10 protein-coding genes are annotated in these 12148 nt (G+C 59.0%); 5 read left to right on the forward strand and 5 right to left on the reverse strand.

The features are described 5' to 3' along the window. Positions 1-111 precede the first annotated feature (111 nt). The 4 genes from FH08_RS0102420 to FH08_RS0102435 all read left to right on the forward strand — a co-directional run bounded on the left by FH08_RS0102420 (position 112) and on the right by FH08_RS0102435 (position 2791). Entirely contained in the window at positions 112-438 is a 327-nt protein-coding gene (locus tag FH08_RS0102420) for a carboxymuconolactone decarboxylase family protein (RefSeq protein WP_031356784.1), read from the forward strand. 64 nt (positions 439-502) lie between these two features. Then, complete coding sequence (locus FH08_RS0102425) at positions 503-1507, forward strand: aldo/keto reductase (RefSeq protein ID WP_031356785.1); 1005 nt, start codon at positions 503-505, stop codon at positions 1505-1507. A 203-nt stretch (positions 1508-1710) separates the two neighbouring features. Continuing rightward, positions 1711-2172, forward strand: a complete 462-nt coding sequence (locus FH08_RS0102430; RefSeq protein ID WP_031356786.1) for a MarR family winged helix-turn-helix transcriptional regulator — start codon at positions 1711-1713, stop codon at positions 2170-2172. 106 nt (positions 2173-2278) lie between these two features. Beyond that, positions 2279-2791: a YybH family protein gene (locus tag FH08_RS0102435; RefSeq protein ID WP_031356787.1), complete on the forward strand. Its 513-nt coding sequence runs from the start codon at positions 2279-2281 to the stop codon at positions 2789-2791. Positions 2792-2854: 63 nt separating this feature from the next. On the opposite strand, the gene FH08_RS0102440 is transcribed toward FH08_RS0102435, so the two are convergent. The 5 genes from FH08_RS0102440 to FH08_RS0102460 all read right to left on the reverse strand — a co-directional run bounded on the left by FH08_RS0102440 (position 2855) and on the right by FH08_RS0102460 (position 10252). Continuing rightward, entirely contained in the window at positions 2855-4828 is a 1974-nt protein-coding gene (locus FH08_RS0102440) for a beta-galactosidase (protein ID WP_031356788.1), read from the reverse strand. Between the two features lie 1057 nt (positions 4829-5885). Next, positions 5886-6737, reverse strand: coding sequence for a carbohydrate ABC transporter permease (locus tag FH08_RS0102445; RefSeq protein WP_031356789.1), 852 nt, complete (start codon positions 6735-6737; stop codon positions 5886-5888). Positions 6738-6756: 19 nt separating this feature from the next. Next, entirely contained in the window at positions 6757-7662 is a 906-nt protein-coding gene (locus FH08_RS0102450; protein WP_031356790.1) for a carbohydrate ABC transporter permease, read from the reverse strand. Positions 7663-7744: 82 nt separating this feature from the next. Then, positions 7745-8998 carry an ABC transporter substrate-binding protein gene (locus FH08_RS0102455; protein WP_031356791.1) on the reverse strand — a complete coding sequence of 418 codons (1254 nt, stop codon included), beginning with the start codon at positions 8996-8998 and terminating at the stop codon, positions 7745-7747. Positions 8999-9112: 114 nt separating this feature from the next. Next, positions 9113-10252: an ABC transporter ATP-binding protein gene (locus FH08_RS0102460; protein ID WP_031356792.1), complete on the reverse strand. Its 1140-nt coding sequence runs from the start codon at positions 10250-10252 to the stop codon at positions 9113-9115. A gap of 203 nt (positions 10253-10455) precedes the next feature. Between FH08_RS0102460 and FH08_RS0102465 the strand changes: the two genes are divergently transcribed. Next, a complete protein-coding gene (locus tag FH08_RS0102465) occupies positions 10456-11478 on the forward strand; it encodes a LacI family DNA-binding transcriptional regulator (RefSeq protein ID WP_031356793.1) in 1023 nt (340 codons plus the stop codon). The last annotated feature ends 670 nt before the right edge of the window (positions 11479-12148 follow it).

Here is a 12148-nt window from a genome sequence, read left to right on the forward strand (position 1 = left end):
TATGAGCTTGCCGATTCCACCGTCTAGTCACATGCGGACACAGCCGGTAAATTGAGCGCTGCAGGCACACGACCGTGGCCCAGACCCAGACCCAGAGTTGGAGATGACTTGATGACTAACGAACCCACCGCTGCACGCAAGGCGTTCGGCGACCTCGCACCTGCACTCGCGGACTACTCCGACAAGGTCCTGTTCGGCGACGTCTGGGAGCGCCCCGGGCTTTCTCCGCGTGATCGCAGCCTGATCACGGTCGCCAGCCTCGTCTCGCTTTATCGCACTAACGAGCTTGCGTTTCATATCGGCAAAGCGCTGGACAACGGAGTGACTCGCGACGAACTGATCGAGCTGATCACTCACCTCGCTTTCTACTCTGGCTGGCCGACGGCAATGACGGCGCTGCCCATTGCAAGGCAAGCCTTCGATAATCGCGGAGCTTGATCAGCCGGATCAAATTTTCCTGGCGCTTGCTTGCCGCGAGCGTTGCTTGAATGGAGCAAACAGAATGGACTATCGGTATCTGGGCCGCAGCGCCCTCAAGGTCTCGCCCTTGTGTCTGGGCGCGATGATGTTCGGCGGCGAAACGGATGAGGCGACGTCAAAGCGCATCGTCGACAAGGCGTTCGATCAAGGCGTTAATTTCATCGATACCGCTGACGTTTATCACGCGGGTCGTTCGGAGGAAATCGTTGGGCGAGCCATCGCTGATCACCGGGACAACTGGGTCGTCGCCACCAAGTTCGGCTATCCGACCACGCAAGGACCGAACGAACAAGGTCAGTCGCGCAAGTGGGTCATCCAGTCTGTTGAAGCGAGCCTGAAGCGTCTGGGCACGGACTACATCGACATTCTGTACTTTCACCGGGCGCTAGTTGACGCACCGCTGGACGAAAGCGTACGCGCGATCGGTGATCTGATTCGCCAGGGCAAGATCCGTTACTTCGGCTTGTCCAATTTCCGTGGCTGGCGCATTGCGGAAATCGCGCGTCTCGCCGACCAGATGGGAATTGACCGCCCCGTCGCGAGCGAACCGCTCTACAACATTGTCGACCGTACCGCGGAAGTCGAGCAACTGCCGGCTGCGGCGCACTACGGTCTGGGCGTGGTGCCGTACAGTCCCCTCGCGCGTGGCGTCCTCAGCGGCAAATATGCAGTGGATACGCCGCCGCCCGCCGACTCGCGCGCAGGCCGTGGCGACAAACGAATCCAGCAAACCGAGTGGCGTTCGGAATCGATCAGGATTGCAAACATTATCGCGGATCATGCAGCGAAGCGTGGAACGACTTCCATTGCCTTCGCTCTCGCGTGGGTGCTCAAGAACCGCATTGTCAGCAGCACGATCGCAGGTCCGCGTACCGAAGCGCAGTGGGACAGCTACGTCGAAGCACTGAAGTTGCAACTGGGACCCGAGGATGAAAAGCTTGTCGATAGCCTCGTTGCACCGGGGCATGCGTCGACACCTGGCTACACCGATCCCGGATACCCGGTCGAAGGGCGGCGAGTCGGCTGACCTATAGGTCGGAGATTGCCTGAGCGCCACGCCCCGGCTTGCATCGCGCGACTGCAAGCCGGGTGTAATGACCCCGCTCGCCTGTGTCTACAGGACGCTCGCGAAGCAACCGCCACGCCGCTAACCGTCCGCGCTGATCCGCTTGACAATCGCCTTATATGCCCATAATAATGGCTACAAATATCCTCGTCGTTTGATCGAACATGACTGCGTCTCGCCTGCCAATCAATCCGGGCATCTGCAACAACACTGCGCTGCGTAAAGCCGCACGGCGCCTGACCCGTTTCTACGATGCCTGCATGGCGGACACTGGTTTGCGCGCCACGCAATACACCATCCTGAGCCTGCTCGCGAACCGCGGCCCCACTACCATGGCCGCGCTTGCCGACCTGCTGTCGATGGATCGGGCGACGATGGGACACAACCTGCGCCCGCTCGAGCGCGACGGGCTGGTGATAATTCAGGTCGGGCGCGAGGACCGCCGGGAGCGCGAAGTGGCGTTGTCCACTGCAGGCGCCAACATCGAGGCGCAAAGCAAGCCCTATTGGCTGAAGGCCCAAGCAAGCTTTGAAAAGGAATTTGGCAAACAGGACGCGCTAGCAATGCGGCGAATGATGGCTCGAATCACGCAACTGGAACTCGACGCCGAGCAAGCAAATTCCTGATAACGCGAGCGCAATATCCAACACGATCACCCCGTGGCATGCGGCGAAGGATACCCGTTCTCTCGCCGCAAAAAAATCCCTGATACGGGTATATGAGACTATATCCATGAATATTCAGCGCAGTCAGAAAACCCTCGCTTCGCTCATCGCCGCTGTAGTCCTGAGCGCTGCTCATCTGTCGGCCCACGCCGCAGCAACGCATGAATTCACCGACCAGGACAGGCAAGAGGTCAAGGATGTTTTTCTCCGTCAGGCGGCTGCCGCCAGCGCCCATGACATAGTGGCGTTCGAGGGCGTATTCGCGTCGGCGCCGGCTGGTCAACCCGACCCCGTCGTGTTAGTCGCCCGTCCGTACCGTTTCTGGGGAAAGCCGGCGCTGATCGCGCACTTCAAGGAAACATTCAAAGGCGTGTGGAAGTTCGATCCGAATGTCGAGAGCATCAAAATCATTCCCCTGACTGCGGATGTTGCCCAGGTGTATGCAGAGACGCAGATCACAGGCGGACCCTTGGACGCGCCGAGCAAGCCCGCCCCATACCTCGTCTATGAGGTTGCTGTGCGGACCGCCGAAGGCTGGCGCATTGCGGCGATCGTGCCTTTGGCTGCTCAAGCCCAGTAAACACCGTTTCTTCGTTGATCTTGTTGGGGGAGCGGTCGGCTGCGGACGCCGACCGTTGCCACCTCAACTGCCATACGCGTCCCGCCATGCGCAGACATCGCCAGTCGCAAGCTGCCGCTGCCCAAGCACGAACGTCGCATTGACCGGTGCAGGCGCTTGCACTTGCTGCGCGCCAAAGTTGAACGCGAAAGTCAGGTTGCCTCGGCGGCGAATGCGTAAGCCTTCAGCCAGCAGTTGAGTCGCAATGCCCGCCTCCTTCGCCGCCTGCTCCAGCACCGCGCGATGCAATCCGTGCGACAGCCATGCCGCCACATATCGAACCTTTCCGTGACTCAGCACGGCCGGCCATGTGTCGTCGAAATGCGCATCGACACGCGTGTCACCGTTCGCGCGGACATGCTCGCGCCAATGCGTTGCAACACCTTGCGTGCCACCGAAAGAGATCGCGGGCGTGAGCGTCGGGCGCAGCGTTTCGACTTCCAGCACCTGCATCGGCAACACTTGCTGCAGCGCACCGGGCGGGAGGTCGGAAGGAATCGCGAACGCAGTCGTCTTCGAACCGCTCCTCGGACCGAATACCCACTGCGCAGAACTCTTTTCTATCTGGCCGACGAGCGTTTCGTCGATGACCGCAATGCTCGGTACAACCACTAACCGGTACGACGACAGATCAGCCTTGCTCGAAACAATATCGACGTCCAGGCCGAGTTCACGCAGCGCCTCGTAGTAGTCGAACGCCAACATCTGGTAGTCGAAGGTTTTGCCATGACGCTGAATCTCGAACATCCATTGCGTCTCGTAGTCGAACACGATCGCAGTAGCGGCGCGCGTCGGGGCGCCGAGTTCCGACAGCGCTGTGGATGCCGCGATCTCCCGCGCCGCCTGCTGCACTTCAACGCCGCCCGGCGACAGTTCGTTGTTCGGCAGATTGAGCCCGGAGTGCATCTGTTCCTGGGCAAACGGACACTGACGCCAGCGGAAATACGACACCAGTTCTGCGCCGTGCGCGAACGCTTCATAAGCCCAAAGCCTGACCATGCCCTTGGCCGGGACCGGATTCCACGATGCCCAGTTCACAGGTCCCGCCTGCTGCTCCATCACCCAGAAACGACCACCTCCTACCCCCCGATAACGATCGTGATCGAATGCGGACACGTCGGGATGCGCGGTGCGTGCGTAACGCGCTTTCTGCTCTTCCGGCAGTGCGATCGATTCGGTGCGTGCGATCGGATAGCTATCCCACGCAGCCACGTCGATCGCGTTGTCTTCAGCAAAGCGGTAGTGATCGAAGGTCGTGAAAAAGCCCATGAAGTTATGCAGCAGGTCAGCGCTGGGCGCATGCTGCCGCAGTACCTCGATCTGCTCGCGATGAAAACTCGCTACTTCGTCGGACATGAAACGGCGGAAGTCGAGCAGATGGATGGGGTTGGCATCGGTCGGCGTCAGGTTCGGTAATTCGATCGCGTCGAACGACGAATACTCCATGCTCCAGAATACGTTGCCCCACGTTTCGTTCAGCGCACTAACGCTCTCATAGCGATGCCGCAACCACTCTTGAAAACGCTTCAACGCGGCGGGGGAGTAACTCGGTACCGTATCGTGACAGCCGAGTTCATTATCGGTCTGCCAAGCGACAATGGCGGGATTGCGCCCATAGCGCTCCGCCATCGCGGTCACAAAACGCACGCATTCATGCCGATAGATGTCGCTGGAAATATCATAGTGACGGCGCGAACCGAAATTCCAGCGCACGCCATCCGCGCGCACCGGCAACACGTCCGGATACGCGTCGATCAGCCATTTCGGCGGCGACGCGGTCGGTGTACCCAGCACGAGTTTCAGCCCCGCAGCAGCCAGTGTCTCGATAGCTTCGTCAAGCCATTCCCAGACGAATTCACCGGCGCGCGGCTCCATCCTGCTCCATGCAAATTCCGCAATCCGCACATGCGTGATGCCAAGCTCGGCCATACGCTTTGCGTCGTCGGTCCACATTGAACGGGGCCATTGTTCCGGGTAATAACACACACCAAGTTGCATGAGAGAGTCTCGTTAGAGGATATCGGGAGTGGGTTTCGTTCGCACTCGGGGTTGGATGGGGGTGGTTTTGGGGTTAGCGGTCGGAGTCGGTGCCGGGTTGCTAGGTTCCAGGGTTAGCTGTCGGAGTCAGTGCCAGGTTGCTGCTTTCAAGGTTAGTGGTTTGCTTAGGTTGGCTAATTTCTTTATCACTTTTAGCCACTGCGCGTGGCGGCGCGTCATTTCTTTGTCCAAAGCGACAAAGAAACGAAGCAAAGAAAGCGCTTTCAGAACGAGGGCTCATAAGTTGACCTAGCGTGCAGTTTCCACGTTTTTGGCACCCCAAAAGCACGGTGCTCGCCAGAGCGACGGATGTGTGAACCCCTCTTTCTCCGAACACGGATACCCACACGCTTCGCCACCAGTGACTGAACCTGCCCAAGGAACACCCCGCGCTATCCGCGAAAAACCATCCTCTGAATTTGTCCGCATACCCGAACCACGTCGGCAACCCACCACCAAACGAGGCCGCTCGGTTACATGAGGCCCTACCAACAAAAGCGACTGCGTTGATCATGCCGACCAAGCAGCCGACCCGCGAAGACCCGCAGCGGTAATCACGGGTGCGGCGGCGCGGGTTTCCTTGGCAAGCGTGCTTGCCCGAGAGCGTACGGGGCGAAGCGTGTGCGTGTAAGAATTCGCGAGAAGGAGGGTTTCACACATCCGTCGCTCTTGCGAGCACCGTGCTTTTGGGGTGCCAAAAACTTGCAAACTGCACGCTAGGTCAACTTACGAGCCCTCGTTCTGAAAGCGCTTTCTTTGCTTCGTTTCTTTGTCGCTTTGGACAAAGAAATGACGCGCCGCCACGCGCAGTGGCTAACAGTGATAAAGAGAAAATCCGAATCACGCAGACCACTAACCCTGAAAGCAGCAACCCGGCAATGACCCCGACCGCGAACGCAGAACCCCCGCAACCCAGCACCGCCCCCGACCACTAACGCCGAAAGCACCAACCCAGCGCCGCCCCGACCACTAACCAACAACCAACGCTCAAGTGCCAACCGTAACGACGCAAAATCGTTCAGCCCTTGCTTGCACCGAAAGTCAGACCGGCGACGAAATGCTTTTGCATCGCGAAGAACATCAGCACGGAGGGCAACGCGGCCAGCACCGAACCGGCGGCCACAAGATTCCACGCAGTCGTCCATTGCCCTTTAAGCGCAGCGACGCCCACGGTGATCGGCGCGGCCTCATCGCCTTGCGTGAGGCACAGCGCCCAGAAGTAATCGTTCCAGACAAACGTGAACACGAGGATGCCGAGCGCGGCGAGCGCGGGCCGAATCAGCGGCAGCACGATGCGCAGATAGATCGTCCATTCGCTCGCCCCTTCCACGCGTGCAGCCTCGATCAACTCGAACGGCAACTGCTTGATGAAGTTGCGCAGAAACAGCGTGCAAAAGCCGGTCTGAAACGACACATGGAAAATCACCAGCGCCCACACGGTATTGAACAGGCCCACTTTCAGCGCCATGTCGCGTACCGGGATCATCAGGATCTGGATCGGCACAAAGTTGCCGGCGACGAACGCGAACAGCACAGCCGTATTGCCCGGGAACTTGTAGGTGGCCAAAGCAAAGCCTGCCATCGAAGCCAGCACGATCGCACCGATCACCGAGGGCACCGTGATCAATACGCTATTGGCGAAGTAATGCAGCATCGGCGTTTGCGTGAGCGCTGTGCCGTAGTTTTCAATCAGCGCAAAATGCTTCGGCCAGCCCCAATAGTCGCCTTGCGACAGTTCATCGGAAGAACGTATGGAGGTGACGAGCACAGCCAGCATAGGCAACAGCCATATCAGCAATGCGAGCGGCAGCGAGGCTTTGTACAACCTTCGGTTAAGCGGTTTCCAGCGTTCAACGGGAAGTGGATACATGACACGTGACTCCTGGAAATCAGCGTTCTTCGCGCAGCATGCGGCGCAGGTGGAACACGATATAAACGAGCATGATGGCGAACAGCACGACTGCAATCGCTGCGGAATACCCTTCGCGGTAGTACTTGATCGCCTGGTCGTACATGTAATAGGCAAGCACGGTGGAACTGTCGAACGGCCCCCCGCCGCTCATCACGGCGATCAGGTCGAAGCTGCGCAACGCGCCGATCACAGTGAGCACTACGGCCATGAAAGTGGCGGGCCGCAATTGCGGAAGGATCACGTGCCACAGCAGCGCCACGCCCTTCGCGCCCTCCATGCGCGCCGCCTCGACCACTTCCGGATTGATGGCGGTCAGACCCGTGAGGTACAGCACCATGCAGAACGGCGTCTGCGGCCATAGCGCGGCGAAGATGATGCCGAGCGTCACCGTATGGGGATCGCCGAGTACAGGAATGCCGTGACCGACAATCAGCCTTAGCAAACCAAAGCCGGGGTCATAAAACCAGCTGAACACGAGCCCCACCACCACGCCCGATAGCACGAACGGTGCGAAGAACAGCGACTTCACAATGCGCATCCCACGGACATGCTGATTCAGATACAACGCGAACAGCAAGCCAAGGGGAGGCGCAAGCAGGAACAGCGCGAGCCAGATCAGGTTGTTCTTGAGCGCCGTGTAGAACGTGTCCGAGTGAAACAATTCGATGTAGTTATCGAAGCCGGCGAAGGTCTTCGGCGTCATCCCGTCCCAGTTATAAAAGCTGAGGTTAATACTGCTGATAATCGGATACACCACGCACAGGCAAAACAACGCGCAACCCGGCAGCAGGAAGAAAAATGCGGCGCGGTGCTGATGACGGCGTGTAGTAGAGACGTGCCGGCGCCGAGCCGCGGGTAAGCGGCGCGCTGCGGAATCAGACATGATCGGGCCTCGTCAGGAATCGAGTGCGAGCGCCAGCCGCGAATGCAACATGCGGCAACATTCAACCGCTGGCGCCGCGGGCTTACTTCTTGTAGATACGCTTGCGAGTCGCTTCGAGGCGAACGAGCACGGCGTCGAGTTGCGATGGATCGCTATAAAACTGCTGCATCGCCTTCATCCCTTCGTCGGCCATTTCCTTGGTCATGTCGCGATCGTAGAACTGCGCAATGCCGCCCTTCGTATTCGCGAGCGTCTGGAAGCCGACCTTCGAAATTTCATCTTCGGGTTCAGCAGACTGACTGTTCGATGGCAATTGTCCCCAGCCCTTCGCGAGATCGGCGTTGATCTGCGGCGTCTCCATAAAGGCCAGCAGCTTGCGGGCATCGGCCTTGTTCTTCGCCTTCGCCGGAATCAGCAGGACGTTGACCGGACCGTCTTCAGCCGTCGGCACGTTCGCGTCGATCACCGGGAAGCGGAAGAAGCCGGTTTGCGGACGGATCGAGGCCGGAATGCTCGCCGAGAAGAACGTGCCCATCAACATCATCGAAGCTTTGCCGTTCGCGAGGAACGGCGCGATGGAATCGAGATCGTAGGACAGCGCGTTGTCAATGAAGTAGTGATCGTCGATCAGCGTTTTCCACGCCATATAGACCTTCTTCACGCGTGCATCGGTGTACGGAATTTCGCCTGCCATCAATTGCTGATGGAATGCGTTGCCGTTGATACGGAGGTCGAGATAGTCGAACCATGCAGCAAGCGTCCAGCTGTCGCGAGCGGCTACCGCTATTGGCGCAACGCCGCTTGCTTTCAGCTTCGCGCAGGCATCGAGGAATTCATCCCAGGTCTTCGGCTCGCCCTTGATGCCGGCCTTCTCGAACAGATCCTTCCGGTAGAAAAAGCCGTAAGCGTCGTAGCCAAGCGGCGCCGCGTATTGCTTGCCCTTGTAGGTGGACGCTTCCTTGACCGACGCATATTGCTGCGACCAGCCGTTCTTGCTCCAGTCCGGCGACAGGTCTTCCAGCAGGCCGCGTTGTGCGTAATACGCCATGCGTTCGCCGTCGTGCCACGAGACCACGTCAGGCGGATCGGTGGCGAGCCAGCCGCCCATCTGGACCTTGTACGCCTCTTCGGTGATATAGGTCACCTTGAGGTCGACGTCGGGGTTGGCCTTCTTGAACTTGTCGAATGCGTCTTGCCAGGTCGAGCGCTGGTTTCCGCGTGCGGACACGTTGACAGTGAGTGTGGCGGCGTCGGCCACGGTGCAGCAGAGCACGCCTGCCACCAGCGCGAGCGCCGCTGATGCATGAGCCAGACTGCGAAGGCGATGAGCAATCATCTTTGTCTCCTTGACTACCTTGTTAGCTGACAGCGATTAACTGCCAGACGATGTAACCCGCTCTGTGGCGGAATTGGGTTTTAACGCTATGCGCTTGCGCTGCACATGCCTTACTTAAGCGGCGATTCGTTCGGGCTCGAGCGTGCTGCGCCGAAGCGCAAGTCCATCAGCGTCGAACAAGTGGCACGCCGACGCCGGGACGTGAACGCGGATACGCTCTCCTGGACTGATCGACGTATCGCCGGGCGCTTTTGCGACGAGCGTGCCGGTCGAGTGATCCGCGTGAATGTAGCTGTGCTCGCCGAGCTCCTCCGACAGCACCGCCGCGCATTGAATCGACTGCTCGCTGCCATCAAGCCGCAGATGTTCCGGACGCACGCCGAGCGTGACCGGCTGGCCGCGCTGCAAGCGCTGGCCATCAACGTGAGCAACCAGCCGTTCGCCGCTTGTCGCCAGCGTGACCGTCACACTGCCGGCACTGATCGACTCGACAACAGCATCGATGAAATTCATTCTCGGTGAGCCGATGAAACCCGCTACGAAGCGCGACTTCGGATGGTGATACAGATCAAGCGGTGCACCGGTCTGCGCGACGCTGCCGAAGCGCTCTGCGTCCGCGCCTGCGTGCAGCAGCACGATCCTGTCGGCGAGCGTCATCGCCTCGACCTGATCGTGGGTCACGTAGACCACGCTCGCGTTGGCAAAGCGCTGGTGCAGCCGGGCGATTTCTACACGCGTCTGGCCGCGCAGTGCGGCGTCCAGATTCGACAGCGGTTCATCGAACAGGAACACGCCTGGCTCGCGCACGATGGCTCGGCCAATTGCTACACGCTGCCGTTGGCCGCCCGAGAGCGCTTTAGGAAATCGATCAAGGTAGTCGTCCAGTTGCAGGATGCGCGCGGCATCACGCACCTTCCGGTTGATCACGTCCTTGGGCTGCTTCGCGAGTTTTAAGCCGAACGCCATGTTGTCGTACACGGTCATGTGCGGAAACAGCGCGTAGCTCTGGAATACCATTGCGACGCCGCGCGCCGCTGCGGGCACATCGTTCACAAGACGCCCGCCAATATGCAGCTCGCCTTCGCTCAAGTCTTCGAGACCGGCGATCATTCGAAGCAGGGTCGACTTGCCGCAACCCGACGGCCCCAGGAAAACGCAAAACTCGTGCTGCGCGATATCGAGGTTCACCCGCCGGATCACCGGAGGGTGGTCACCGTATGACTTCTGTACGTTCACAAGACGAATTGCCGCCATGTCTGTCTCCCGGATTTAACCGCTTAAATTTTTGCGTAAAATAAGTGGCACGTCCTTGTGCCACGTGTATTTAACCGCTTAAATTCGGGTACGATGCAGGAAGTCATGGTGAGCGTCTCGGTTGTGTTTTGCAGAAGTTATCAACGTCGCCCATCGCTTGCAACATTTGAATCGCATTCCCTGAATGTGGGATAACCAGAAAAATGGTCACTCTGTCCGAAGTTGCGAAGCGTGCGCATGTCACTGCGGCGACCGTGTCCAACGTGCTGCGCAACCGCGAAAAAGTCCGCCCGGAAACGGCCGACCGCGTGTTGAAGGCGATTGACGAACTCGGCTATCGGCCTAACCTCAACGCGCGTGCGTTGGCTGAAGGCCGTTCGTCGACGTTAGCCTTGATGCTCTCCAATATTTCGAACCCGTTCTATCCCGAGTTCGTGCTGGCGGCCGAACGCGCGGCCCGCAAGGCAGGTCACTTCCTGATGGTGTGCAATACCGACGACGACGCGGAGATCGGCCGCGCGTATCTGAATCAGATCGCGGGAACGCTGGCGGATGGCGTACTCGTGATGAACACGGACATTGCCATCAACGACCTGTGCGCGTCGGCCATGCATAGCGCGCCGATTTTGCTTGCCATGTGGGAGCATCCCGAGACGCCGCCCGCCCTGCCCTGCGTTGCCGTGGATTTCGCGCATGCGGGCGCGCTGGCCGCAGGACATCTGCTTGAACTCGGCCACCGTGAGATCGGTCTGCTGATCGGCGATGGCTGCGGCGGTTTGCAGGATGCCCGTTCCAACGGGTTTCGCGCCGCCATGCGCGAGGCCGGGATTGAAGCAGACGCCGCCGCGGTGCTGCAGATCCGCGATTCCATCGATGCAGGGTATGCCGCCTGCATGCAGTTGATGTCGAACCGGCCGCACCTCACCGCCATTTTCGCGACCAATGATTTGCTGGCAATTGGTGCGGCGCAGGCGTTGATCACGCTTGGCCGCAAGGTGCCCGACGACGTGTCGGTGATCGGCATCACGGACATCCAACTCGCGCATCAGGTGCACCCGGCTTTGACGACCGTCGCAATTCAGACCGCAGCCATTGCCGAGTTATCTGTTGATCGACTGATTCAGCTCATTGATGCACCCGCGATGCAACCAACCATGGTCATCGCCCCACCGCCGACACTGGTTGTGCGTGCATCCACCGGGCCGCGGCGATCAGGATCAACCTGAAGTCCAGGCAAATGACATTCACAGCGCATCGCGCGACTATTTAGTTAGTAATCCACAAGCAATTTGTAATTAAACTCAAATCACCCTCGCGCATTCGCACACTGCTTGCGCACCCTAATCTTTCTTTTTGCTTTCTTAATCCTGACAACTATCGATAGCACCCCATATCGATGCTACTTGCGGTACTTTCTTAAGAAAGGCCGCCGTCGTGTTACACGGCATTACGCACGCTCCTATCGTAATGGTTCGGAATGCTTCACCGCACACGATCGTTCATCAATCAGCCTCCGGTTCGTTACACTGCGATACGGTCTTATCCAGTCGTTGTGGATGGCATTGCATCCGGCCCAATGAACTTGTATGCACTCGTTTGCTCACAAGGGACGCAATACTTTCGATGCCACGCCATATCCGCTTAACGTTGAATGAGACCTGAAGAAGCAGCCACAACGCGAATCGAAGAGCACACCTACGTCGTTGCCGGATCTTGCCCAAGGGCTTCTTCGCAAACGAATAAAACCGCAGGAATGCCCGGCTGACCCAGCGAGCTATTTTGCGGACCATGACGGAGCTTCCGTCATACCCCGGCTGAGTTGGGGATCAGAGACATGCGGCACTTGCCGGGCTGGCTTCTTCAGCGGGCCACCCGGTTATCCAGGGCAGAGATTGT

Source organism: Caballeronia sordidicola, assembly GCF_000729995.1.
Lineage (GTDB): Bacteria > Pseudomonadota > Gammaproteobacteria > Burkholderiales > Burkholderiaceae > Caballeronia > Caballeronia sordidicola_A.

Coding starts and splice junctions, on each gene's coding strand:
- FH08_RS0102460 (WP_031356792.1), bottom strand. CDS start 10,252: ATGGCGGCAATTCGTCTTGTGAACGTACAGAAGTCATACGGTGACCAC.
- FH08_RS0102425 (WP_031356785.1), top strand. CDS start 503: ATGGACTATCGGTATCTGGGCCGCAGCGCCCTCAAGGTCTCGCCCTTG.
- FH08_RS0102455 (WP_031356791.1), bottom strand. CDS start 8,998: ATGATTGCTCATCGCCTTCGCAGTCTGGCTCATGCATCAGCGGCGCTC.
- FH08_RS0102440 (WP_031356788.1), bottom strand. CDS start 4,828: ATGCAACTTGGTGTGTGTTATTACCCGGAACAATGGCCCCGTTCAATG.
- FH08_RS0102465 (WP_031356793.1), top strand. CDS start 10,456: ATGGTCACTCTGTCCGAAGTTGCGAAGCGTGCGCATGTCACTGCGGCG.
- FH08_RS0102450 (WP_031356790.1), bottom strand. CDS start 7,662: ATGTCTGATTCCGCAGCGCGCCGCTTACCCGCGGCTCGGCGCCGGCAC.
- FH08_RS0102445 (WP_031356789.1), bottom strand. CDS start 6,737: ATGTATCCACTTCCCGTTGAACGCTGGAAACCGCTTAACCGAAGGTTG.
- FH08_RS0102420 (WP_031356784.1), top strand. CDS start 112: ATGACTAACGAACCCACCGCTGCACGCAAGGCGTTCGGCGACCTCGCA.
- FH08_RS0102435 (WP_031356787.1), top strand. CDS start 2,279: ATGAATATTCAGCGCAGTCAGAAAACCCTCGCTTCGCTCATCGCCGCT.
- FH08_RS0102430 (WP_031356786.1), top strand. CDS start 1,711: ATGACTGCGTCTCGCCTGCCAATCAATCCGGGCATCTGCAACAACACT.